This is a genomic window from Butyrivibrio sp. NATIVEDY162, from assembly GCF_045999815.1.
Taxonomy (GTDB): domain Bacteria; phylum Bacillota; class Clostridia; order Lachnospirales; family Lachnospiraceae; genus Butyrivibrio.
On sequence record NZ_CP172573.1, the window covers coordinates 3,386,762 to 3,412,705 of the forward strand.

Here is a 25,944-nt window from a genome sequence, read left to right on the forward strand (position 1 = left end):
TTGCGTTGTGATACAATGTTGTTGGAGATATAATCGCATTCTCCACAACGGATGATACGGTTTACGTCTCGAAGATAATTGTAACATAGTTTGAGGATTTTTTAGTAGCAAAAAGCTGTAATTATGGTCCTGTCTTTATTAATGATCAGGGCATGACAACAGAACTAAAGGAGCAGGTATGATAAAGAACCAGGGGGCATACGAAAACATAGGGAAAATCTACGACACATTTGCTGTAACTTCAAAGAGCAGATATGTTTACGTATATGATATAGAAAATGATATAGCCAGATGGTCAGAGAATGCGGTTACTTATTTTGGACTTCCGGGGGAATATGTTTACAAGGCAGAACAGGTTTGGGAAGTTCATGTTCATCCGGAGGACAGGGCATCTTACAGGGAACACCTAAAGACTGCTTATGACGGCAAACGCGTTAATCCCACCTTTGAGTACCGTGCAAGGAATAAGAATGGTGAATATGTTGCCTGCTCCTGCAGGGGCGTTGTAATTAAAGATTACTCAGGAAAAGCCGCTTTTTATGCGTGTTCACTAATAAATAAAGGTATTGTGGACAACACCGACCCCATAACAGGCCTTGCCAATCACTATGAGATGTACAACTATATGCATAAGCTTGAGAATGAGCGTGAGAAGTACATACTTCTATTGGTGAATGTGATTGATTTTGGTGATATAAACAGGCTTTACGGCTACATGTTCGGAAACAGAATGCTTAAACTCATGGCAGAGTGGCTACAGAACGAGGCTGGAGAAAAGGGACATGTTTACAGAGGAGACGGAACAATCCTGGGCCTTTGCACCGTGAAGATGGATCTGGAAGAGGTGAAGACTCTTTACCAGCAGATGAGGAAATTTGTCAGACAGAATATGCAGATTGGTCAGAACCGCGTATCTGCTGAGCTTGGCGGCGGTGTTATCGTGGTGGATGAGGTTGGAATAGACGTTCATGCTGTTTATACAAGTGCAAAATATGCTCTTGCTCATTCCAAATCCGAAAAGCACGGAAATCTTATAATATTCCACAATAATGAACTTGAATTCAACAAGAGTACAATTGAGCTTGTTGGGGCTGTAAGAGAGAGCGTTATAAATCATTACAGGGGCTTTTATCTCAACTATCAGCCCATAATCTCCAAAAATGATGGGAAGCTATGTGGCGCAGAGGTGCTCCTTCGTTGGAAAATGGAGCCCTATGGGGATGTTTCTCCCAGTGAATTTGTACCTTGGCTTGAACAGGACAGCACATTCTACAGACTTGGAAACTGGATACTTGATAAAGCCATGAAGGATGGACTTGAGATATTAAAGGATCATCCCAATTTTTACCTAAGCATTAACCTCGCTTATGTTCAGCTTGAGCGCAGTGAATTCAGAACAACCATGCTTGAACTTTTGAGAATAAACAGATTTCCCGGAACAGCTATGTGTATCGAGCTTTCAAACATTTCAAGAGAAATTAATTTCGATTACTTAAAGAGTCAGGTTATTTTCCTGAAGTCCTGCGGAATAAGGATAGCGCTTGATGTGACTGATTTTACTACACTTGACCTTGCAACCAGACTCCCGATAAATATCATAAAGCTTGGACCTGAGATCACTGAAAATATAGGGAAAAATCCCCTCAGCAGATATATGACTGAAGCTATAACAGGCTTTGCCGCCAACATGAATATGAATATCTGTGCAACAGGCGTTGAGAGCGCGGATACCGAGCACAGACTTTTCAAATATCCGGTGGACCTCTATCAGGGATATTATTACTCCAGACCGGTCAGCTTTGAGGATTTCAAAAAGCTTCCTCTTTATAGGAACTGATATCTAAACATAATCTGATATTATAGTTAATTTTTTATAAAAATTGATTTTTGGAACTTGAATTATTCTATAATTACTATGAGTGACTGTAATTGAAAGGTGATGCAGATGTAAAACATGTTTACCTATATTAAGCCTGAATTCATGATCCATGCATTTTGCAATCAGCGGGACACGATACTTAAAGACCGCAGTATTTGTGTTGCCCGATTAGGCAATCTGGCTGTAAATATGTCACTGATAGATGAGAATTCCTTTGCACTTTCCCTTGAGAATGTAAAGGATGGCTCACAATTTTCAGGACGTGCATTCAACATAAAAAGGGTTAAAACAGAGGACATTGTTCCTGTGGTAGAGGAACTCTTTAGAAAGATGCAGATTCTGAATGATCAGGAGGTATTCAACAAACGTGAGAGCGTATGGAAGATGTACGCTATGGACTGGCTTGAAAAACAAGGTATATCATTTGATGACTACATAGACAGCAGATTGTCACAGCTGCCTGATGAAGAGGGGATTCATTGGAAGAGCCTTGAGGATTATATAGCTACTGACTATCTGAATGTGGCAGTTACCATGACAATCATTGATAAGTATTCCATTTCGGAAGAAGAGAAATCTGAGCTGACAGATTTTGTGGCAAATGATATTGTCGAGCTCAGACGACACTATTCACTTGCAGCGATGCAGGAAAAATTCCAGGAACACAATGAACGCATGGAGAATGTAAAGATGTTTGCCTTTGGAATCGAAGTCGAGGCAGACAGCAGAGAGGAAGCCAGAGAAAAGCTTTTGAAGCTTATAGGGGAAAATAAGGAAGGGATAATTGTACGAGGGTAGTTCTATCGTTTTTTTATAATGTGGGGTAAGTGTTATGAGGAGAGAATTAAGAAAACTGAGCGCCATGCTGATAATGTTTGCACTTGTTATTTCACTGGTTTCGATACCGACAAGAGCGGCCAGGAGCAATACAGCTATCAAAGAAGACCAGATGAACATAACGGTCGGACAGGATGAGGATGGCAATACTACGGTAACTTACGGTAAGTATACATTTACAAGGAAGTATAACGGATGGTATATTCCGGCGGCATATATTTATAATGGCAGCAGTCTTGCCAATTTTCTTGATAAAGCAGTAAGACGCACCAGAAGGACCAGCGTAAGATGTGACGGCTTTTTGTTTGTGAAGGTTTCAGGTGGATGGTATCGCCATGAACTTCATGTAAATGATGGAAGGACTCTTGCCACTATTTTTAATAAAGCTGCGGGCATAAAGACTACTTATGATCCGAACAACTTAAATTCAGATGATGCCACCAATACTACAGGCACAACCAATACTACCAGGAATTAATCTGAAAAACAGTTGTACATATGGGTGGCTTATAGTAGTATAACTGAGTGTGTTTTTATAATGATTTTTGTAAAAAAGAATGTCTTTTGACATTCTTTTTTCGGTTAAAGATACGCAAAAAAAGAATTAAGTTAGTGAGGTTTTTTATGTCAGGATATACTGAAAACAAAATGGGAACAATGAAAATTAAGCCGCTTATAGTGTCTATGTCACTTCCGATGATGGCATCTATGCTGGTGCAGGCACTTTACAATGTGGTGGATAGTATATTTGTTGCGCAGATAAATGAGGGCGCACTTACCGCCGTTACCCTGGCTTTTCCTCTTCAGAATCTTATGATAGCTCTCGGCTCCGGTACCGGGGTCGGAATGAATGCGCTGCTTTCAAGATCACTTGGTGAGAAAAATTTTGACAGGGCAGACAGAGCTGCTAATACTACTTTGATGCTTACCTTTTTAAATTATGCATTATTCCTTTTAATAGGCATCTTCGTGGCAAAGCCATTCTTGATGACCCAGACAAATGATGAGCAGATAATTGAGTACGGAATATCTTACCTTAGTATAATATGCTGCTGTTCGATTGGACTGTTTTGCCAAATGACCTTTGAGAGAATGCTTCAGTCCACGGGGAGGACACTTTACAGCATGTATTCTCAGATGGCAGGAGCCATCATAAATATAGTAATGGATCCCATACTTATTTTTGGAATGTTCGGGCTTCCTAAAATGGGTGTTTCGGGCGCGGCTCTTGCGACAGTTATAGGACAGGTCATTGGTTCATGCATAGGATTTTACTGTAACATGAACCTGAATCCCGATATACATCTGTCGCCTTCGCTTATAGTTAAACCCAGAGCAGACGTTGTGAAGGAGATTTACTTTGTCGGTATTCCGTCAATCCTGATGATGTCCATTGGCTCACTGATGACTTATGCCATGAACCTTATACTTATCACATTTTCAACAACTGCAACAGCTGTATTTGGTGTGTACTTTAAGCTTCAGAGCTTTTTCTTCATGCCTGTATTTGGATTGAACAACGGACTTATTCCGGTGCTTGCCTATAACTTCGGGGCTAAGAAGAAAAAGAGAATTGAAGAGGCACTTAAGTTTTCAATGACACTTGCTGCAACAATAATGATAATAGGAACCATTAGCTTTCAGCTTTTCCCTGATAGACTTCTGGGACTTTTTAACGCCTCTCTTGAAATGATAAATATCGGAAAACCTGCTCTCAGAATCATAAGTCTGAGCTTTCCTATAGCAGGTATATGCATAGCCATGGGCTCTGTGTTCCAGGCATTTTCAGAGAGTATTTACTCACTGGTTGTATCAATAGGGCGTCAGCTTGTGGTACTTATCCCGGCAGCATGGCTCCTTGCTCAGACAGGAGATGTAAATATGGTATGGTGGGCATTTCCAATTGCGGAGGTTGCATCACTTATTCTGTCAGGCTTTTTCTTTAAAAGAGTTTATGGCAAGAAAGTTAAAAAACTTCCTGAAAACTAAGTAAAAAATAATCCCCGTTGCCAATACGGTCTGTAAAAGAATACTCCCCACTGTCAATACGGTTTGTAAAATCGCGCGATAGTGGGGATTTGCTTTCAGTTTTTTATCATCCGGCGCTGTTTTAGCTTTGCTTATCCTGTGATGCTCTGAATTTGGCGTATTGAATCAAATCTTCTTTGGATGCCTTATTCATTTTGGAAAAATAGAAGAGAAGTCGGATTTCTTCCGGAGAAAATGATTCTAAGCGTTTGGATGAGCCATAGGATGAAAATTCAGCTTCTTCGAGAGATCTGTCGGTTTGTACAGGTGCTTCATAATAGATATCATCATCAAGTGGAATGCACAGTTTTAGAAGTTCATCAGTGGTAAGACCGTAGAAATTTGCAAGCTTGTAGAGAGAGGTTGTGCCTGGTCTGCGTTTACCGCTTTCGTATTGCTGATAGGTCGGCTGTGTTACATCGATATTGGCAGCGATGTATTCCTGAGTATAGCCGTGCGCCTTACGAAGCTCTTTTAATTTGTTTGCAATCTGGACATTGGTCTCATTCATGCCATATGCCTCCCACCAATACAAGTAGTGATTTTCTGTAGAAATCTAACATTCAATAGTGTATGTGAAAATTGAATGAAGATTATATAAAGTGGCTATATTATTATAGGCATATGTTATAAATGTGCAGCCGTATTATTTTTTTTAATATTCTGAATAGATATATCACTAAAACTTACAAAACCTTTTATAAGCACCGGTGAGGGAAGTTTTTATATATCATGTGATTTCAGTCAGTTTCACCTTGAAGGAAATCTGTCTAGGGGTATCCATTTCATCAAATTGAACAAGATAGCAGCCCTCAGTTCCGTTTATTTCAAGGATAGTACCGTCACCAAGGATAGCGTGTTTGACGCGTTTTCCCGGCTCTATGAGATTTACTTTTTCTGCTCCTTTTAAATGTCTTGAATCATTATCTATATATTTCCTTACAGCTGTCATCATGGCATTGTCAGGCTTTTGTGTGAATTCAATAAGCTCCGGATCAATATCCAGAATAAACCTGGAAGGATATCTGGGAATACCCTCGAAATTCATGCCGCCTGCTTCAGTTATAAAAAGCCGTTTTTTAGCTCTGGTCATTGCAACAAAAGCAAGTCTTCTTTCTTCCTCCATGCCCTCAAGTGTATGAATTTTGCGTGAAGGGAAAATGCCTTCATTCATTCCGCACAAAAAGACATAGGGGAATTCAAGACCCTTGGCGGCGTGTACTGTCATGAGGCGAACCTTGTCCTCACTTCCTGCATCAGAATCTGCATTAGTGAAAAGTGCAACATGCTTCAGATAGTCCTCAAGTCCAACCTCCTCACCGCAGGTAGTCTCGTATTCAAAAACTGACTGCTTAAGCTCAGCAAGGTTATCAAGTCTGTCCTGTGCGCCTTCAGTCCTTAACATCTCCTCGTAGCCACTCTCGTTCAATATCTTGGAGAGAACTTCAGATACAGGAAGTCCTTCATAGGAATCCGTGAATTTATCTATAAGGTCGATGAACTTCTTTGCACGGGTTCCGCGCATTATCTCATTATCAAGGTTATCGCAGAGTGCCTTAAATAAACTGCAGCTGTTTTCTGCAGCGTAGCCTTCAAGAAAACTCATGCGTCTTTTTCCGAGGTTTCTCTTGGGAACATTGGCGATTCTTCTAAATGATATATCATCTTGATATACGATCATTCTTAGATAACACAGGGCATCCTTTATCTCCATACGTCCGAAAAACTGCACACCGGAATATATGGTATAAGGAATCTTTTCCTTCAAAAGCCCCTCCTCGATGGTCCTGGTGACATAATGAGCACGGTAAAGAATAGTCATGTCCCTGTAAGGTATTCCCATTCCCTTCAGTGCAAGAATCTCACCGGTTATCCAGTCTGCTTCATCCGCAGTGTTTGGAGCAAGGTGACACAGTACGCTCTCTCCTGATGGCAAAGTGGGAATAAGGTCCTTTTTTATTCGCTGCCTGTTCTTATCGATCAGCGAGTTAACAGCGCTTAGGATCTGCGGAGTGGAGCGGTAATTATCATTCATCATTATGGTTTTTACATCCGGAAAGTTCTTATCAAAATCAAGCAGATATTTAACGTTTGCCCCTCGCCAGGTATAAATTGTCTGGTCAGGGTCACCTACTATAAAAAGATTTTTGTGGTAGCCTGACAAAACCTCCATCAGCTCATACTGAAGACTGTCTATATCCTGAAATTCGTCTATCATTATGTACTCAAGCCGCTTCTGCCACTTAAGTTTTATGTCTTCATTTTGTGAAAAGATGTAAAGCGAGAATTTGATCAGATCATTGTAATCAAGTCCGAAGCATTTCTTTTCCTGGTAGAGGTAGCCGTAAAAGAGAATGTCCTTTACATCCGTTGAACTGTCGTATTTTTCCTTCAGAGTCTCAAGGGACATGGTTATCATATCAAGGTAATACTCGGGCTCTTCGAAAATCTTCCTTATCTCAAACATATCCCTCGCCTTGCTAAAGGTCATGTCGCGAAGGGAAAGCCCCCTCTCCTCATAGATGATCTTCAGCATGTCATCGATGTCGGAGTTGTCCAGAACAAGGAAATTCTTGGGATAGGAAACCGCGTGCGAATCCTCCTGAAGCACTGATACGCAGAACCCGTGAAAAGTGTTGATATATCCCGTGTCGTTATCGCCGGTAAGTCTATGGATACGCTGACGCATCTCGTTTGCGGATTTATTGGTAAAGGTGACACAGAGAATATGCCCGGGCATAATACCGAGTCCGTTTACAAGATAAGCAAAACGCTGCGACAAAGCTCTTGTCTTACCGCTTCCGGCACCCGCGATCACCCGCACATAACCTTCTGTTGTTGTAACCGCTTCTTTTTGCGCCTTGTTTAAATTTTCAAGAATATCCTGCATATACTGCTCCTTTGCATTTACACCCGTTTGCACCGGAATTTAATTAACACATATCTTCTGACTTTTTATGAAAAAAGTCACAGTCAAATAATACCAAACAAGCGTTCTGCATGCAAGACTTCCCAAAGGAGCTCTTTTCTGCTATTTTATATGGTGCGCAGGGGTGTTTATGGGGTGACTCTGGCTAACATAAAAATGAGGGGAATTATAGAAGGAGAGGAAAAAAGTATGAAGAAAGCAGCAATAAGATTAGTAACAATTATGCTTGCATTTATGATGGTATTTGGTAATTCAGGCGTTACAGCAAATGCAGCAAAGTCAGATGCAAAGGTAAAGAGCTTTTGCAAAACACTTAGCAGAGGCAGCAACAAGTTTGCCAAAACAGTAGGAAGCTACAAAGTCAGATATAAGAAAAAGGGTGGAAAGTACATTTTCAACGTGACACTTAACAGCAATGTAAGTATCGGAATGTATCAGATCAGCAAGGCTATGGCTCCTTCTGAATACTACGAGGCTAGAGATTCAGTCGTTAAGACTACAATTAAGCTTAAAAAGAAGGCAAAAAAGGCAGGTATAAAAAAGTCCAGCTTTACTTATACTGTCATGGCAAAAGGAGTTAAGCTGTGGGTAATAAAAGACGGTGTACTTATTTATGATAAGCTTTCACCGGTAAAATAAAGTCCGGAATGGCGATGACTACCTGCAGTTTTTAGTAAGGGCAATACAGAGTCGCCCTCAAAATTAATCAATATTTTATAACCTAAGCAATTATATAACCTTGATAAAATCTGCATTTTTTTGTAGAATGCAAAGTAGTGCGTAGTAAAAGATAAAAATTTATCATACTATAGTAAACACTAACAATAAGGAGGTACTTATGATTTACTCAACAGAGGTAAAAAATATGTGTCCCGTAACACAAGGGGTACATCATGGTGCTGCTCCCATTCCTGAAGAAGCAAAATGGGTTCAGTCCAAAGAGATTAAGGACATTTCCGGTTATACACATGGTATTGGCTGGTGTGCTCCTCAGCAGGGTGGCTGTAAGCTTTCCCTTAACGTTAAGGAAGGTGTTATCCAGGAGGCACTTGTAGAGACTATCGGATGTTCCGGTATGACTCACTCAGCAGCTATGGCAGCTGAAATTCTTCCCGGTCTTACAGTTCTTGAAGCGCTCAATACAGACCTTGTATGTGACGCTATCAACACAGCTATGAGAGAGCTGTTCCTTCAGATTGTGTATGGCAGAACACAGTCAGCATTCTCAGAGGATGGACTTCAGATTGGTGCCGGCCTTGAGGATCTTGGTAAGGGATCACGTTCAATGGTTGGTACTACATATGGTACACTTGATAAGGGACCTCGTTATCTTGAGCTTACAGATGGTTACATCACAGACCTTGCTCTTGATGAGAACGACGAGATCATCGGATATAAGTATGTTAACTTCGGAAAGATGATGGACTTCATCAAGGCTGGTGATGATGCAAACACAGCTATTGAGAAGGCTAAGGGTCAGTATGGCCGTGTAGCTGACGCTGCAAGATTCATCGATCCCAGAAAACAGTGATAAGGTAAGGAGGAAAAAATAATGGCTTTATTTGAATCATATGAAAGAAGAGAGCCCCAGATCCTGGCTTGCCTTAAGGAGTATGGAATCTCTTCTATTGAAGAATGTAAAGATATCACAATGGCAGCAGGCATTGATGTTTACAGCCTCATCGAGGGTATTCAGCCTATCTGCTTTGAAAACGCTAAGTGGGCTTACACAGTAGGTGCAGCTATCGCAATCAAGAAGAACTGCCGCAAGGCTGCTGATGCTGCTGCAGCAATCGGTATCGGCCTTCAGGCTTTCTGCATCCCCGGTTCTGTTGCAGACCGTCGTAAGGTTGGTCTTGGACATGGTAATCTTGGTAAGATGCTTCTTGAAGAGGATACAGAGTGCTTCGCATTCCTTGCAGGTCACGAGTCATTCGCAGCTGCTGAGGGTGCTATCGGTATTGCAGAGAAGGCTAACAAGGTTCGTACAAAGCCTCTTCGTGTTATCCTTAACGGTCTTGGAAAAGACGCAGCACAGATCATTTCCCGTATCAACGGCTTTACATATGTAGAGACAAAGTACAACTACTTCACAGGTGAGGTAGAGGAAGTATTCAGAAAGTGCTATTCAAAGGATGCAAATTCACCTCGTGCAAAGGTTAACTGCTACGGCGCTAACGATGTACAGGAAGGTGTTGCTATCATGTGGAAGGAGAATGTTGATGTATCTATCACAGGTAACTCAACCAATCCTACAAGATTCCAGCATCCCGTTGCAGGTACTTACAAGAAGGAGCGTACTGAGGCTGGTAAGAAGTACTTCTCAGTTGCTTCAGGCGGTGGTACAGGCCGTACACTTCATCCCGATAACATGGCAGCAGGTCCTGCTTCCTACGGTATGACAGATACTATGGGTCGTATGCACTCAGACGCTCAGTTCGCAGGTTCTTCTTCAGTTCCTGCTCATGTTGAGATGATGGGTCTTATCGGCGCAGGTAACAACCCGATGGTTGGTATGACTGTTTCTACAGCTGTTTCTATCGAAGAAGCTGCAAAGGCTGGTAAGTTCTGATCTTAATCACTTAGCGAGGTTTTTTCGAGCTTAGTGAGTAAGATCGTTCGACTGAGCTTGACGAGGTCGAACTTCCTTAGTACTTGACGAGGTACTTTCGAGTCTAGTGAGCATGGACGTTCGGTCGAGCGAAGCGAGAGCCGAACGTCCTTATTTCAAATACACTTGACGAGGTATTTACAAGTCTAGTGATTAAGATCGTTCGACTGAGCTTGACGAGGTCGAACATCCTTAGTACTTAGCGAGGTTTTTTCGAGCTTAGTTAATAAACATTTATAATTCAGCGGCGCAAAACGTTATGTTTTGCGCCGCTTTTCTTTTAGGTTTATTTTAGTTTTCATTCTTATAATTCATCATATAGAAAATCAAGTAAAGTACTTGATAAGCAAAGAATAAGGAGAATTGAAATGAGATTAAAAGAAATCAGGAGATATTTATCAATATCAATTATAACTATAATGTGTGCTGTAGTGACAGCTTGTGGACAGACTGGAGCAGGCACGGCAAATAATGAAGCTTCTGTGGCTGCAGAGGACGTTGTGACTCAGGATGAAGACAATTCAGAAAATATTGACGGGGCAACAGAAGGAAGTAATGGCGGAGTATCTGAAGAAAAGCCTGAAGGAGAAGCACCTGATGGAGCTCCCGGAGAAAAGCCTGAAGGGGAAGCGCCTGATGGAGCACTCGGAGAAAAGCCCGAAGGAGAAGCGCCTGATGGAGCTCCCGGAGAAAGACCGGATGGCGAAGCACCCGGAAATCCTCCTGAGGGTGGTGGCGGTTTTGGCGGTGGAAGCAGTAGCGCAGATATTGAATACAAGGCAGCTACAGAGATTACAGGTGCAGACACTCAAAGTGGCGAAAACTACACTAGCACCACAGCAGATGAAAGTGCACTTATGGTTAGCACATCAGAAGACGTAAGTATAACCGATGCAACAGTAACTAAGGCCGGTGATTCTGATGGAGGAGACAATTGTAATTTCTATGGTTTGAATGCAGCTGTATTGGTAAAAGACGGTTCAACCACAACTATCACAGGAGGAACCATTACATCAGATGCTGATGGAGCTAACGGAGTTTTCTCATATGGAGGAAATGGCGGTAAGAATGGAGCTGAGGGCGATGGAACTAAAGTGGTAATCTCTGATACTACAATAACTACTACAGGCGATGGCTCAGGCGGAATTATGACAACGGGTGGCGGAATCACTGAGGCATCAAACCTTACTGTTGAGACCAGCGGAAGGTCATCAGCTGCTATCAGAACAGACCGAGGTGGCGGCACAGTTACCGTTGATGGGGGAACATATACTACAAATGGTCTTGGATCACCTGCTATTTATTCAACTGCTGATATTACAGTTTCTAATTCGGAGCTAATTTCAAATCTATCTGAAGGTGTCTGTATAGAAGGCATTAATTCTATTACCTTAAATGACTGCAATATGACTGCTAATAATACAGATACCAATGGCAATGCGACTTTTTATGACACAATAATGATTTATCAGTCAATGTCAGGAGACGCTGACAGTGGTACATCAACCTTCACCATGAATGGAGGAACACTTACCAGTAAAAACGGACATGTTTTTCATGTGACCAATACCAGTGCGGTGATCAATTTGAGTGATGTAAATATAGTCAATGAGGATGCTGCAAACATCCTGCTTTCCGTGTGTGCTGATGGCTGGAAGGGAGATACAAACTCAGCTACATTAAATGCCAGTGGTCAGACACTAGAGGGTACCATCCTTGTAGGTGATGACTCAGATTTGACGGTCAATCTTACAAATGGATCAGAATTTACCGGTACTTTTAGCGGAGAAATTACTAATGCAAAAGGCGATACTGTTTCCACAGAAATCGGTAAAGTCGAAGTTTCCATCGATGATAACAGTACCTGGACACTTACTGAGGATACTTATATAACTTCTTTTGATGGTGATGTCTCAAATGTAAATACAAATGGATATACTTTATATGTGAATGGAGAAGCTCTCAAATAAAAAACACTGATTTTGTTATTTCCCGGAAGCTGTAATCATCGCAATGCTTGTCATAAGCAGAATATTCGAAAAAATTAATAGTTATTTTAGCATTTATTATCGGTATTTCATATAAAATAGAGTTGTATGGTTAAGTGGTTTAATCTGAGCGAATAAGGTGAATATATATGGATTTTTCAACGCTTATTAATACTATTACAACTGTAGCCTGCGTTATGTCAGTGGAAAAGCTTCCGGGGGATAATATCGGAGAGGTCCGCATTGTGGCTGCCAATAAGGCTTACAAAGATTCGATGCCGGGCTATTATGATAATATGCCTTACACTGAACTTTTTCCTAAGGAGAGAAAATTTGAGCATTTCCTTGCCTCTGCTGCTCTGGAGCACAAGCAAATCCATACATATGTAGATGCGAAGGGCATAGGCATGTGGATGGATCAGGTGTATATTCCACTGGAATCGGATAAGGAAAATGTGGGATATTGCATTTTTTCGTATGAAATGACAAAGGAGGCAGATCCGGACAGGATGGGTAATGTCAGCATGGATACCGCTTCTTCTGTTATAAAAAGTTGTGCCGCGTTCAGAACAGCAGACAGTTTCAAGGTGGCTGTAAATGAGGTCGTAAAGGAACTGTTTGAGAAATGTGCGGCTGAGAGAGTTTCTGTTGTCAGCATCGATGAGCTTACACAGAAGCTTAGATACATAGGCGGCATAGCCAGCAATCAGACCGAAGCTGAGCGGGAGCGCAATATAGAGGAACTTTCTATGGAGATAGTTAAGAGCTGGGATAAGACTATCGAACAGAGTAACGGGCTAATGATTGCTAATGATTCAGATATGAAAAGTCTGGAGGAGAGGAATCCCCAGTGGGCTAAATCTCTTCAGGACAATGGAGTTAAAAGCATATGCTTCTTCCCGCTTTATCAGAACAAACTTACTATCGGATATATCTACGTTGTGAATTTTGATACGACAAGAACCATAGAAATTAAGGAGCTTATAGAGCATACATCATTTTTCCTTGCAGCTGAGCTTGCAAATAACACTCTCATGGAAAAGATGAAAGAGCTCAGCAATGTAGACACACTTACCGGTGTGTATAACAGAAATGCGATGAACTTAAGAGTAGATGAATTTGTCACAAAACCGGAGCTTAGACTTAAGCCATACGGTGTGATTTTCATAGACTTAAACGGATTAAAATATGTAAATGACCAGTATGGGCATGAAGCAGGAGATCAGATGCTGTGGAGTGCTGCATCGATTATATCCTCAATTTTCGGTGAAGACGAGATTTACAGGGCGGGCGGAGATGAATTTACAATAATCTGCACGAAGGATTCAGAGTCTGAGTTTAATGAAAAGATCAGAAAACTGCGCGAACAGACAAGTTATCCAGCAGAGATTACAATGTCCATTGGGAATCGTTATTGCAGAAGCGGTGGCGATATAAGAATTGCCATGAGAGATGCAGATCTTTCTATGTATAGGGATAAGGAAGAGTTTTATATAGCTCACCCTGAATTGAAGAGTAGAAAACTGTGATATTTGTTTTTGTGTTCTACTGGTGGAGACACATATGAATTTTTCAGAAATAGTTAATTCCATAGCTGGTACAGCCTGCATTATATCTGTGGAAAAGCTTGCGGATGATGAAATTGGTGAACTTCACATAGTTGCGGCTAATAAGGGGTATAGGGATTCTATGCCCAAATATTATGATGGAATTCTTTATAGTGAATTATTCCCACGTGAGAGAAAATTTGAGCATTTTGTGAGTTCTTCGGCTTTAAAGCACAAGGAGATTCATACCTACGTAGAATCCAAGACAATTAATAAGTGGATGGAACAGTTCTATATTCCCCTTGTTTCGGACAGAGATGACATAGGCTATTGTATTTTTACTTATGAAATTACAGATGATGCTGATCCTGACAGAATTGGCAATGTTACCATGGATACGGCAGAATCTGTGATAAAAAGTTGTGCTGTTTTCAGAACCGCAGATAGTTTCAATGTGGCTGTTGATGCGGTTGTCAAAGAACTGTATGAAAAATGCAGTGCAAAAAGCGTGACGGTAGTAAGCATTGATGAGATGACGCAGAGACTTAAATTTATCAGCGGAATGTCAGAAGATGCTGACAGAGATGAGCACGAGAGAAGGATAAAAGCGATACCATCTGAAGTAGTAAAAACCTGGGCGAAAACTCTTGGACAGAGTAATTGCCTGCTTATAACCGATGAAGCAGATATGGGGGTACTTAGAGAACGCAATCCGGAATGGGCAGATTCACTTAAAGGAGCCGGTGCGGATAGCCTTTGTTTTGTGCCTCTTTTCCAGAATAATAGTATTATAGGTTATCTTTATGTGATCAATTTTGATGTGAGTAGAACTATCCAGATAAAGGAGCTGTTGGAACATACTTCGTTTTTCCTTGCGGCAGAGCTTGCCAATAATAATCTTATGGAAAAGATGAAAATTCTTAGCAATGTAGATTCCCTTACCGGTGTATACAACAGAAATGCCATGAATATGCGTGTTGATGAATTTGTATCTAATGCGAATCTTCGACTTAAGCCATATGGCGTGGCATTTATAGATTTAAATGGTCTCAAGATCATGAATGACAAATACGGTCATGAAGCCGGCGACCAGATGCTCTGGTCAGCTGCGAACATAATTTCATCTGTTTTTGATAAAGAAGAAATATACAGGGCAGGCGGTGATGAATTTTCCGTCATAAGCATACTGCCTTCAGAAGAGTTCATGGAAAAAATAAAGCAGCTGCGTGAAAAAACCACGTATCCTGCTGATATTACCATGTCTATAGGATATCATTATTCCCTAAATGGTGATGATATCCGTATTTCCATGAAAATGGCCGATCAGGAAATGTACAAGGACAAGGAAGAATTCTATAAAGAGCATCCTGAGCTAAAGAGCAGAACATTATAAGGGTGATGATGCTTAGCTGGTAAGAAGATTAGGAGTGCTGCCGGCTTTTAAAGCTACACTGGAATGAAAAGCAAATGAGACTCTGCTACTATCAGGGGGAAAGCGTATGGTGGCAGAAAGATCGGCAGTCAGGATTCTGCTACTATCAGGGAGAAAGCGTATGGTGGCAGAAAGATTGGCTTAAACAATTCTGCTACAATTGGCAAGGTATGAGATAGTGGCAGAACGAAAAGCAAATTAGATTCTGCTACTATCAGGGGGAAGCGAATAGTGGCAGAAGGATTGGCTTAAATAATTCTGCTACAATTGGCAAGGTATGAGATAGTGGCAGAACGAAAAGTAAATTAGATTCTGCTACTATTAGGAAAAAAGCGGATAGTGGCAGAACGAAAAGTAAATTAGATTCTGCTACTATCAGGAAAAAAGCGAATAGTGGCAGAAGGATTGGCTTAAATAATTCTGCTACAATTGGCAAGGTATGAGATAGTAGCAGAACGAAAAGCAAATGAGACTCTGCTACTATCAGGAAAAAAGCGGATAGTGGCAGAACGAAAAGTAAATTAGATTCTGCTACTATCAGGAAAAAAGCGGATAGTGGCAGTAGGAATGGCTTAAACAATTCTGCTACAATCAGCAAAGGATAAGAAAGTAGCAGAACATAATCACCAAAATCTATATAATTCATCTATAGTTTCCTATAAAAAAATCCTCTCAATAATATATTGACACCAAAATATCTAATGGATAAACTAAATACATGTCACGCTTTAACACTTAAAAGCGTTAAATGCCAAAAGCGCCTTCGTTGATATAAATTCCGGCAAAAAGACAGCAAAAATTCAGTTTGCAAATTGCCTGAAGGCACAGGGGAGAAGAATGGAAGAAGTTAATTTTGAAGAAGTTGAGGGCTTTGATGTTCCGGGCGCTCTGAATGGGGAGAAGGTTGAAATTCCATCAGGTAATGGAGTGAATAATTCTGAATCTGTAACGGAACATGTCTATGTTGTTTTTTCTGAAAATATCACAATTGAAAATGGAATAAAACTTATCGAAGATAATGTGCTGTCCGGAGAAAAGCTTGAAGTAACAAGGCAGGATGAGACGGGACATGCCATAGTTTGTGTTGTTAATACTGCCGAGCGCAGGTCAATTGAACAATTGACTGAGGTTGAGCGTGTAAAGGTGGAGACAACAGCCAGACCGACTGATAACAATGAGAAGCAGTCCGGCGAGGATAATACTCAGACTGAAATCGGTAAGACTACAAATGCTACAGATGGTGATGATACAAAGACTTCTAATCAGGCTGTTCAAAATGAAGAACAGTCAAAAAAAAACTCTGAGTCGAAGCAGGTGTCTTCATCTGTAGACATGTCAAAAGAAGAATCGGAAGTAGATTCTTCAAAAACAAATAAAACTGAACAAACCAACGCAAATGAATCAATAGGAAATACCGACGCAAATGAATCATCAGTAAATTCCAATGCAAATGAATCATCAGTAAATTCCAATGCAGATGAATCATCAGTAAATACCAACGCAAATGAATCATCAGTAAATTCCAATGCAGATGAATCATCTGAAAACACAGACGAAGAAGCCATTGATTCAGAGGCGACATCTTCGGAAGTGGCCGCATCTGTATACGATGACAGCCAGAATACGGGTAGTAAGCCGTCACCTTTTGTGGGAGTGACTGTAGTAGCTGCAATTGCTATTGTTGCAATCGGAGCAGCTATTATCTTCAGAAAAAAGTAATTATTATCCTGAATAACATCGGAAATAGCGCACAAAGAGTCCAGGTGACTCTTTGTACAATCACCACAGAAAGTAATCATTTATGGCAGGGATATGTAACTTGGATATTTTCGAGGGGGGGAATAATAGCTGAGTTTATTTAAAAATATCCCGGCTGAAAATGTTTTACAAAATATAAAAACGGAGGAAAGTGTATGAAAAGAAAAGTTTGCCCTAAAAAGGCGCTGGCTGTGATTCTTGCTGCTTCACTGGCGGTATCACCTACGATCACAGCATCTGCGGCTTCTGTGGGAGACGGGGAGCAGTCACTTGCTACAGTGACTGAAAAAACAGATGAAGCTTCCCAGACAGAAAGTGAAGCTTCAAAGTCAAAAGAAGAAGCTTCAAAGTCAGAAGATGAAGCTACATCAGCTTCAGGAGCTTCAAACACAGGAGCTTCAAATGAAGAATCTTCAAACGCAGAGAGCGAAACAGAAGCAAAAACATCGGATTCTGACGAAAACAAAGATACTGCTAATGCTGATGACAATCAGAGCAGCCAGACAGAAGCAGGTGCAGAGAATGCATCTGATAAAACTGAGAACGCAGGAGAGACCGCTTCAGACAATGCAGATGTAAAGGCCGGTTCAGAAGAGACTGATAATTCTCAGGCTACAGACAATGGAACAAGCGAAAACAGTGAGCAGAATGAAAATGCTGAAGACGCTGAGTCTGAAGAGGCTGATGATGAGGACGCTCCTTTATTTGAAGAAGTAGATCCCGAAGAGGAGGGCCTTGAGGATCCTTCAACAGCTCTTGAGGGAGAAGCAGCTGATATTCCTGTAGAGGAAAAAGATCCCGAGGAACAGACACGTGTCATCATCGTAATGGAAGGTGACAGTGTACTTGATGCAGGCTATGACACAGAGAATCTTGCTGAGAATGATGCAGCTATGAATCTTTCAGAGAACATAGTTGCTCAGCAGGAGGAGCAGGTTGAGAAGATTTCAGAGGAAGCTCTTGACGGAGAAGATCTTGATGTTAACTATAACCTCTCAATTCTGACCAACGCTGTATCAGCAGATGTTGCATACAAAGACATTGAGAATATTGAAAAGGTAGACGGAGTTGCTGCCGTATATGTAGCAACACAGTATGATCCTCAGGAGACAGCTGATCCGCAGACCATTACATCCGGTGATATGATCGGAAGCTATGAGGCCTGGGCTACAGGCTACACAGGTGCAGGTACCAGAATTGCTATAATCGATACAGGTATCGATGCTGATCATCCTTCATTTGATGGTGCTGCTTTCGATGCTCATCTTGCTGAGACAGCAGAGGATGCAGGCAGAACTATTGAGGATTATGATCTTCTTGATGCAGCTGAGATTGAGGCAGTTTTACCTAACCTTAATGCATCACAGAGAAGCGAGGGAGTAAGCGCTGATCAGTTATATCTTAGCGACAAGATTCCTTATGCATTTAACTATGTTGATAAAAATCTTGATGTAACACATGACAATGATGATGAGGGCGACCATGGAACCCACGTTTCAGGTATTGCAACAGCAAATGCTTATGTTCCCAACAGCGAAGCTGAGACAGGCTATTCCAGACAGCATGACGGAGTAGTAGGTGTTGCTCCTGACGCACAGCTCATCACCATGAAGGTATTCGGAACAAACGGCGGAGCTTACTCTGATGACTACATGGCAGCTATCGAGGATGCAATTCTTCTTAAGGCTGATGTTGTTAACCTTAGCCTTGGTTCATCAGCTGCAGGTTACTCATCAGATTCTGAAGCTTATATAAATGAGATATTTAAAAAGCTCGAAGGCACAAGCACAGTAGTATCCATTTCAGCAGGTAATGCAGGACGCTGGGCTGATAACTCTACTTACGGAGTTAACCTTTCAGGCGATGTAAACCAGGATACAGTCGGATCACCCGGATCCTACTACAATGCATTTACTGTAGCAAGTGCTGTAAACAGCGGATTTACAGGTAACTACTTCATTGCTGAGGATGGTGAGAACATTTTCTATACAGCGGGAAATGATACACTTGCTCCCGGTTTCCAGACACTTGATACTTCTGCTGACCAGAATGGTACAGATTACCCTTATGTATTCCTTGATGCAAAGGGACTTCCTGAGGATTACGAGGGTGTTGATGTAGCAGACAAGATCGTATTCGTTCAGAGAGGCGGACTTACCTTCGGTGAGAAGCAGATGAACGCTGAGGCAGCAGGTGCAAAGGCAGTTGTTATCTACAACAATCAGCCCGGAACAATCAGCATGACACTTCAGGGCAGCACAGCTGTTATTCCTGCAGTTTCAATAACACTTGCAGAAGGACTTGCTATTGCAAAGAGTGCTAATCAGGTATCTGAAAAAGTATACGAAGGCACACTTAAAGTAATTGGTAATGTGACAACAAACTATGAAGCAGCTGACGGCTACACTATGAGTGATTTCTCATCCTACGGTGTTCCCGGATCTCTTGACCTTAAGCCTGAGATCACAGCTCCCGGTGGAAACATTTTCTCCACAAGAGATGATGGAACCTATGGCAACATGAGTGGAACATCAATGTCAGCACCTTCAATCGCAGGTCAGAGTGCACTTGTAGAGCAGTACATCAGAGAGAACGGGCTTGCTGATAAGAATGATATATCTGTACGCAGCCTTGCTCAGTCACTTCTCATGAGTACAGCAATCCCGCTTCATGAGGACAACGATCCCGAGGGACTTGAGGTTTCACCCAGATCTCAGGGAGCAGGTCTTGCTAACGTGCACAGTGCTGTAACATCACCTTCTTACATCCTTGTTGGTGACAAGAATGGAAATGATGGAAAAGCTAAGGTTGTACTTGGCGATGATCCGCAAAGAACAGGAAGCTACAGCTTCTCATTCGATGTTTACAATATGTCTGAAAATCCTCAGTACTACGTACTTGATGCAAGCGTACTTACTGAGCAGCTCTATGATGAAGAAGGAATCACATACTTTGCAGGTTCTTCACATAAGCTCAATCCTGAGATAACACTTACCGCTGATGATACAGCACTTGTTTATGACCTTAACAGCGACGGCAAGGTTAACTCCAAGGATCGTAAGGTTCTTCTTCAGGTAGTAAACGGCTCTAAGGAGCTTTCACTTGTAACAGAGCACGAGGACTACTTCGATTTTAATAAAGATGGCCTCGTAGATACAAAGGATGTATATCTTTTCGGAAAACAGCTCAAGAACAAAGCTGATGTAGCTGACTTTGGCCTCAGAGTTATGCAGGTTAAGGATTCTACAAAGGTTAATGTAACAATCAACCTCTCAGACAGCGACAGAGAATATCTTGCAGGTTTTGAGAACGGAATGTATGTGGATGGTTTCGTTTATGTAAACGGTGTTGTTCCGCTTTCAGTTCCTTTCCTTGCATTCTATGGCAGCTGGATGGATTCATCCATGTTTGAGAACTTTGATTTCATGAAATACGTACATGATGAAGAGTATGCAGAAAATGCTTCTACTTATGTAGGACTTGCAAGAACAAACTTCCTTTCAGTTTATCCTCTGGGTGATGAGGAAGAAGATTTCTATATTCCTAACCTGTTTGCAAAGGATGACGAGTATATTGCAGACAGAAATGCTATTAGTCCTCTGAATGGAACAGTACTTGGATCTCAGTATTACACACTTATCAGAAATGCTAACAGAGTAATCCTTAGCATCACAGACAAGAACACAGGTGAAGAGTACTTCAAGCACACAGAGTACGAGAACTATGCCGCATTCATTTATGATGGTCAGTGGCAGAACCACCTTCAGGCACAGGATCTTAACTGGGCCGGTACGGATGCAGAAGGCAATCCTCTTCCTGAAGGAACAGAAGTTAATATCACACTTGAGGCAGTACCCAGCTACTATGACAACGTAGAGGATCCTTCAACACTTGATGGTAAGGGACTTTACATGACAACACCTGTTGCAATCGATAACACCAATCCTGTTGTTGCAGATGCTGTAAAGAACAAAGATGGCGGATACGACCTTACACTTTATGACAACAGATACACAGCAGCAGTACTTCTTATTGGCAGTGACAAGAAGACAATCATCGGAAGATATGCTGTTAACCAGCAGAACAAGGATGAGGACGTAGTTCTCTCTGTTGAAGCTCCTGAGGATGTATTCTATGTAGAAGTATTTGACTATGCATGCAATGCTTCCGTATATCGCTTCAACAACACAGGTCATGCAGATACAAAATTTGTAACAGAGCTATCAGTAGATAAAGAAAGCCTTGAACTCAATGTAGGCGATACAGCTAAGGTAACAGCAACAGTTGGACCTAAGTGGCTTGCAGAGGGCTACAATGCAGTTGAATGGATGAGCTCAGATGAGGATGTTGTTCTTGTTAATCAGAATGGTGTAGTTAAGGCTCTTACAGCAGGAAAAGCTACAGTTATGGTAGCTACTCTTGCTACCAACAAGAAGGGTGAGCATCTTGTAGCCAAGGTTGAAGTAACTGTAACAGATCCTTCAGAAGTATCTGATGGAAATGCAGATGATTCTGATAAGGATGCCGGAAATAATGAAGATGCAACACAGCCTACAGAAGATAACAACGACAAGTCTTCTGACGACAACAGTGAACCTAAGCAGGAAAATGCCAAGGAAGAAAACACTGAAAACTCTGAAGACGATAGCAATAACGCAAACGTAGAAGAAAATCAGGATAGTAACAAGGAAAATGCTGATGAAGCTAAAAGCTCCGAGGGTGCTTCTGAAACATCAGATGACACTGAGAGCAGCGCACAGCAGAAAGCAGACGAGAACACTTCTGACGATTCTAACAAAGATGACTCTGCGGAGGGTAGTTCAACAGACGATTCTGTAAATCAGGAGGAGTTAGGAGGAGAGAACCATGAATAAAGTATTGAAAAAAGCAGCCGTTTTACTGACTGCAATGCTTGTTCTTGTTGCAGCTTTACCCGCTGCAAAAGTAAGCGCTAAAGACAGCGCACCGCTGCATACAGCAGTTACTGTTTCAGGAAAAGCTGATAACCAGACAGTAACCTATACAGCAAAACTTGATAAGACAACCGTTTCTGACGGAAGAGTAGCAGTTTTATATGATGCTAATGTTCTTACCTTAAAAAAGAATACCCAAGGAATTCGTTTTACTGAGTCTGATGTCAACAAGAATTTCGAGGAATCCGGCCAGAAGGGAATTGCTTATGCTTTCGTTAATGATTCTGCAAAAAGCGTAAGCGGAACACTGATCTCTCTTACATTTGATGTAAAGAAGAATCTTGATGGTCAGGACACAGTGGTTAAGACTGTAGTATATGGATTGAACAATGAAGATGCAGAGGTTGTAGCAGCATCTACACTTGAGGATACTGTTACTGTTGGCCGAGAAAAGCTTAAAAAGCCCCAGCTCAATTCACTTACACAGACACTTCTTGGGGTAAATGTGAAGTGGACAAAGGATAAGAATGCGGATGGCTACATCGTACTTCGCAGTACATCCAAGAACGGAAAGTACACAGAGATTGCTTCCACTAATTCCGGGAACTATTGGGATATTCTTGTAAGTAACAACAAGACCTATTACTACAAGATTAAGTCCTATCAGGGTAAAGGCTCCAAGAGAGTTTACTCTGAGGAATCCAATGTATTATCTATTAAGGTAAAGAAATTCCTTGGAATTTTCGGATAACCGACACTAGGTAACTACAATCTTAAGTTACCGATAAAAGCGCCGCAGCTGCAAATGCTGCGGCCTTTTTTGGCTATTTAATTGTAATTTATGTTCGAAAATACGTGTAGATACTTACTTCCCCTTGTGTTATACTTATGCTGACATAAAAGTTTTGTTTTACTCGGGGGTAATATTTCATGAAAATGACAAATAAAATAATAGCAGGGATTTTTTCTGCTGCAGTTATAGCAATGGCAGTTCCTGCGCTTAATGCAAGCGCTGCCGGACTTAAGTATTCGGGAGTTTACACTAAGGAGATCACGATCGAGGAACCTGAGGTGGATTCTTCATCCGATGCTTCCTCTACAATACCTGTGCCTAGTCCTTCTACTACAGGTATCACGGGTACGACGCCCGTCGCAGGAGCAGATGCGAACGCTGAGGAGACAGAGGATATTCAGTCTGAGAAGCTACGCGTTATGTCCGGAATGCAATTCGTCATAGCAGCCACCAGATATGATGATGAGATTGATACCAACAGGAATAAAAAGTATTTCAAGTTCAAGTCATCTAACAAGAAAGTCGCTAAAGTTACTTCAAAGGGCGTTGTTACAACAAAAAAGGCCGGTAAGTGCGATATCACAGTTACCAATAAGAGCGACGGAGTTAAGTATGTTATTCATCTGACTGTAGCAAAAACCTGCAAGGTGAGCAGCATCAAGCTCAATGTTACCAATAAGAACTACAAGAAGCTCGGTAAGACATTCCAGCTTACAGCCAATGTTAAGCCTAAGAAATATACATATGCGCCTGTACTTTGGGGCTCAACAAACAGCGATGTCGCTACAGTAAACAACAGAGGTTTTGTTTCAATCAAGGGCTATGGAACATGCTCCGTATACTGCAAGGCAGGCTCAAATAACAAGATTGCCAAGTGCAACATCAAGGTAATTGATCCCAATGCTCCGAAGGAGAATGGTGGTAATACTTCAGTTTCTTCTCTTACCTATAGGACAGGAAAACTGGTAGATATTTCAAGTCATAATACAGTAAACAACTGGCAGCAGCTTAAGAACAGCTGCGACGGTGTCATTATTCGCGTGGGCTATCGTGGATATTCGCAGGGATCACTCAACGAAGACATAAAGTTTAGAAGTAATGTATATAATTGTCAGCAGCATGGCATACCTTTCTCCGTTTATTTCTTTACTACTGCGGTTAATGAGGCAGAGGGCGCAGAGGAAGGTAACTGGATTGCCAATGAACTCGCAGGTATGAACATTTCAATGCCTGTATTTATCGACACAGAGAGCAGCGGAACAGGAAGTGGAAGATCTGACAATCTTTCAAAGCCTCAGAGAACAGCAGCTGTAAGAGCAGCCTGTGCTCAGCTTCAGGCAAGAGGAATCCCTGCAGGTGTGTATGGTTCTACCAGCTGGCTCTACAACAGAGTTGATATGGGACAGCTTCCCTTCTCTGTATGGGTTGCCGACTACAGAGGCTTCTGTGGATATGGTGGAACAAAGTTTGCATGGCAGTATACTTCAAACGGTACAGGCTACGGCGTAGCTAATCGCTGTGATGCATCAAACTGGTACAACTGATAGAAAAGCCTACATATGAAGAATAATATAGAATATTGAACGCATTTTACGATTTGTGTTCAAAAAGTCATAAAAGGCGATTAACAAATAAGATGCCTCAGGCAGTTTCTGCTTGAGGCTCTTAATATAATAAGGTCAGTATTAATATATTTATAGAGGAGTTTTGATTAAGATGGGAGACAATTATTTAAACAGCATGTATAACGATTTCTTCGGGCCCGGTTCAGGTGGAGACGGTAAGCCCCCGGTATTCGATGATCCGAAGAAAAATGAAGAGATAGAAAAGAAGGTCCACGAGGATTTTGAAAAGGTTAAGGAAGGTAAAGACATCACAGGACCTGAAATGAATAATGCAGACCTCTTATCAGAGATTGAGAACAGTATGATAAGCGGCAATTCCGATAACAATACAGAATCAGGTGATTCAAAAAACAAGGAAGAAAAAGCTGCTTCACGTGTGTCTGCTGATGAAGCCTTAAATGAAGCCCGTGCTCTTTTTGAGAATGCAAATAAGCCCAAGGCACCGCTTCCGACACAGACAGCTACAGGAGATCCTGTACAAAAAGCGGAAGAAAAGCCTGCTGAACCTGAGACAGATCCCATGGAAGATTTAAATGCTCTGATAGGTTTGACATCGATAAAACATGATGTCAAGGAGCTGACTGATTTTGCAAAGGTTCAGAAGCTTAGAAGAGATGAGGGTATGAAATCCGTACCGGTATCACTTCATCTGGTATTTACAGGTAATCCGGGAACTGGTAAAACAACTGTTGCAAGAATTATTTCCAGAATATATAAGAAAATTGGTGTCCTTTCTAAGGGACAGCTTATTGAAGTTGATCGTTCAGGGCTTGTAGCAGGTTATGTCGGACAGACAGCACTTAAGACTCAGGACAAGATTAATCAGGCTCTTGGCGGAGTGCTTTTTATCGATGAAGCCTATGCGCTCTCACAGGAAAATGACGCCTTTGGCCAGGAAGCAATTGATACTATACTGAAGGCAATGGAGGATCACAGAGATGACCTTGTTGTAATCGTTGCAGGTTACACCGAACCTATGGAGAAGTTCATTAATTCCAACCCCGGCCTTAAGTCCCGCTTCAATAAATACATAGAATTCCCGGATTATTCCGTTGATGAGCTTGAAAAGATTTTCAATATGAATCTCAAAAAGTATGAGTATGAGCTTGAAGAGGATGCAAGGAAGCATGTTAGAGAACTCATCAACCAGAGAAAGCTGACGCACCTTGAAAACTTCGCTAACGCCCGTGAGATACGAAATCTCTTCGAGGAAATCGTCACCAACCAGGCCAGAAGGATAGCCGGTCTTGAGAACCCCACTCCTGAGGACATAAGACTCATAACCTCAGATGATCTGATCGATAAGTCTTTGAATAAAACGGATGATAAGACCGAAGAAAAAAAGGATGATAAGCCTGAAGAAAAAGTAGATGAAAAACCGGAAACAAAATCAGAAATAAATGCACAAGACAACTCTGATGATGCCCTAAAAGATAATCCCAAAGAGCCATCAGACAGCAAGATAGACTAAGACTTCCCACAGGAAGGTGAATGTGGGAAGTCTGAATATAAAAAAAGCCGATTTAGCCTCAGATTTTAGAAAGTGAATAAAATCTGAGGCTTTTCTTAATTATATATAAAACTAACGAAATATCGAAAAATGT

At 41.5% G+C, this 25,944-nt stretch carries 18 protein-coding genes; 15 read left to right on the plus strand and 3 right to left on the minus strand.

Going from position 1 to position 25,944, the window contains the following annotated elements; all coding sequences use genetic code 11:
* Positions 1-178: 178 nt before the first annotated feature.
* The 4 genes from ACHCNF_RS14740 to ACHCNF_RS14755 all read left to right on the plus strand — a co-directional run bounded on the left by ACHCNF_RS14740 (position 179) and on the right by ACHCNF_RS14755 (position 4,705).
* On the plus strand, positions 179-1,837 hold the full coding sequence (locus tag ACHCNF_RS14740; protein WP_408070499.1) for a sensor domain-containing phosphodiesterase: 1,659 nt from the start codon (positions 179-181) through the stop codon (positions 1,835-1,837).
* A 117-nt stretch (positions 1,838-1,954) separates the two neighbouring features.
* Positions 1,955-2,677: a hypothetical protein gene (locus ACHCNF_RS14745; protein WP_408070500.1), complete on the plus strand. Its 723-nt coding sequence runs from the start codon at positions 1,955-1,957 to the stop codon at positions 2,675-2,677.
* A gap of 34 nt (positions 2,678-2,711) precedes the next feature.
* Positions 2,712-3,194 (plus strand): hypothetical protein, encoded by a 483-nt coding sequence (locus ACHCNF_RS14750; RefSeq protein WP_408070501.1) that lies wholly within the window; start codon positions 2,712-2,714, stop codon positions 3,192-3,194.
* 146 nt (positions 3,195-3,340) lie between these two features.
* A complete protein-coding gene (locus ACHCNF_RS14755; protein WP_408070502.1) occupies positions 3,341-4,705 on the plus strand; it encodes an MATE family efflux transporter in 1,365 nt (454 codons plus the stop codon).
* A 121-nt stretch (positions 4,706-4,826) separates the two neighbouring features.
* Here ACHCNF_RS14755 and ACHCNF_RS14760 read toward each other — a convergent pair whose 3' ends face one another.
* The gene (locus ACHCNF_RS14760) at positions 4,827-5,255 is read right to left on the minus strand and encodes a helix-turn-helix domain-containing protein (protein WP_408070503.1); all 429 of its coding nucleotides are present in this window, start codon (positions 5,253-5,255) and stop codon (positions 4,827-4,829) included.
* Positions 5,256-5,474: 219 nt separating this feature from the next.
* Positions 5,475-7,634 carry an ATP-dependent helicase gene (locus ACHCNF_RS14765; RefSeq protein WP_408070504.1) on the minus strand — a complete coding sequence of 720 codons (2,160 nt, stop codon included), beginning with the start codon at positions 7,632-7,634 and terminating at the stop codon, positions 5,475-5,477.
* Between the two features lie 228 nt (positions 7,635-7,862).
* Between ACHCNF_RS14765 and ACHCNF_RS14770 the strand changes: the two genes are divergently transcribed.
* From ACHCNF_RS14770 to ACHCNF_RS14795, 6 genes are all read left to right on the plus strand, one after another.
* On the plus strand, positions 7,863-8,312 hold the full coding sequence (locus ACHCNF_RS14770; RefSeq protein ID WP_408070505.1) for a hypothetical protein: 450 nt from the start codon (positions 7,863-7,865) through the stop codon (positions 8,310-8,312).
* 199 nt (positions 8,313-8,511) lie between these two features.
* Entirely contained in the window at positions 8,512-9,204 is a 693-nt protein-coding gene (locus ACHCNF_RS14775) for an iron-sulfur cluster assembly scaffold protein (protein ID WP_022763478.1), read from the plus strand.
* A 21-nt stretch (positions 9,205-9,225) separates the two neighbouring features.
* Positions 9,226-10,245 carry a GGGtGRT protein gene (locus ACHCNF_RS14780; protein ID WP_022763477.1) on the plus strand — a complete coding sequence of 340 codons (1,020 nt, stop codon included), beginning with the start codon at positions 9,226-9,228 and terminating at the stop codon, positions 10,243-10,245.
* Between the two features lie 407 nt (positions 10,246-10,652).
* Complete coding sequence (locus ACHCNF_RS14785) at positions 10,653-12,254, plus strand: hypothetical protein (RefSeq protein ID WP_408070506.1); 1,602 nt, start codon at positions 10,653-10,655, stop codon at positions 12,252-12,254.
* Between the two features lie 167 nt (positions 12,255-12,421).
* Positions 12,422-13,801, plus strand: coding sequence for a GGDEF domain-containing protein (locus tag ACHCNF_RS14790; RefSeq protein ID WP_408070507.1), 1,380 nt, complete (start codon positions 12,422-12,424; stop codon positions 13,799-13,801).
* Positions 13,802-13,835: 34 nt separating this feature from the next.
* Positions 13,836-15,212 (plus strand): sensor domain-containing diguanylate cyclase, encoded by a 1,377-nt coding sequence (locus tag ACHCNF_RS14795; RefSeq protein ID WP_408070508.1) that lies wholly within the window; start codon positions 13,836-13,838, stop codon positions 15,210-15,212.
* 253 nt (positions 15,213-15,465) lie between these two features.
* On the opposite strand, the gene ACHCNF_RS14800 is transcribed toward ACHCNF_RS14795, so the two are convergent.
* Positions 15,466-15,897 carry a hypothetical protein gene (locus tag ACHCNF_RS14800; RefSeq protein ID WP_408070509.1) on the minus strand — a complete coding sequence of 144 codons (432 nt, stop codon included), beginning with the start codon at positions 15,895-15,897 and terminating at the stop codon, positions 15,466-15,468.
* A 191-nt stretch (positions 15,898-16,088) separates the two neighbouring features.
* Here ACHCNF_RS14800 and ACHCNF_RS14805 point away from each other — a divergent pair, with 191 nt between their 5' ends.
* The 5 genes from ACHCNF_RS14805 to ACHCNF_RS14825 all read left to right on the plus strand — a co-directional run bounded on the left by ACHCNF_RS14805 (position 16,089) and on the right by ACHCNF_RS14825 (position 25,811).
* On the plus strand, positions 16,089-16,970 hold the full coding sequence (locus ACHCNF_RS14805) for a hypothetical protein (RefSeq protein ID WP_408070510.1): 882 nt from the start codon (positions 16,089-16,091) through the stop codon (positions 16,968-16,970).
* 194 nt (positions 16,971-17,164) lie between these two features.
* Positions 17,165-21,883, plus strand: a complete 4,719-nt coding sequence (locus ACHCNF_RS14810) for a S8 family serine peptidase (RefSeq protein WP_408070511.1) — start codon at positions 17,165-17,167, stop codon at positions 21,881-21,883.
* Positions 21,876-22,673 carry a fibronectin type III domain-containing protein gene (locus ACHCNF_RS14815; protein WP_408070512.1) on the plus strand — a complete coding sequence of 266 codons (798 nt, stop codon included), beginning with the start codon at positions 21,876-21,878 and terminating at the stop codon, positions 22,671-22,673. The genes ACHCNF_RS14810 and ACHCNF_RS14815 overlap by 8 nt, the downstream gene beginning before the upstream one ends.
* 179 nt (positions 22,674-22,852) lie before the next feature.
* Positions 22,853-24,259: a GH25 family lysozyme gene (locus ACHCNF_RS14820; protein WP_408070513.1), complete on the plus strand. Its 1,407-nt coding sequence runs from the start codon at positions 22,853-22,855 to the stop codon at positions 24,257-24,259.
* 172 nt (positions 24,260-24,431) lie between these two features.
* Positions 24,432-25,811 carry an AAA family ATPase gene (locus ACHCNF_RS14825; RefSeq protein WP_408070514.1) on the plus strand — a complete coding sequence of 460 codons (1,380 nt, stop codon included), beginning with the start codon at positions 24,432-24,434 and terminating at the stop codon, positions 25,809-25,811.
* Positions 25,812-25,944 lie beyond the last annotated feature (133 nt).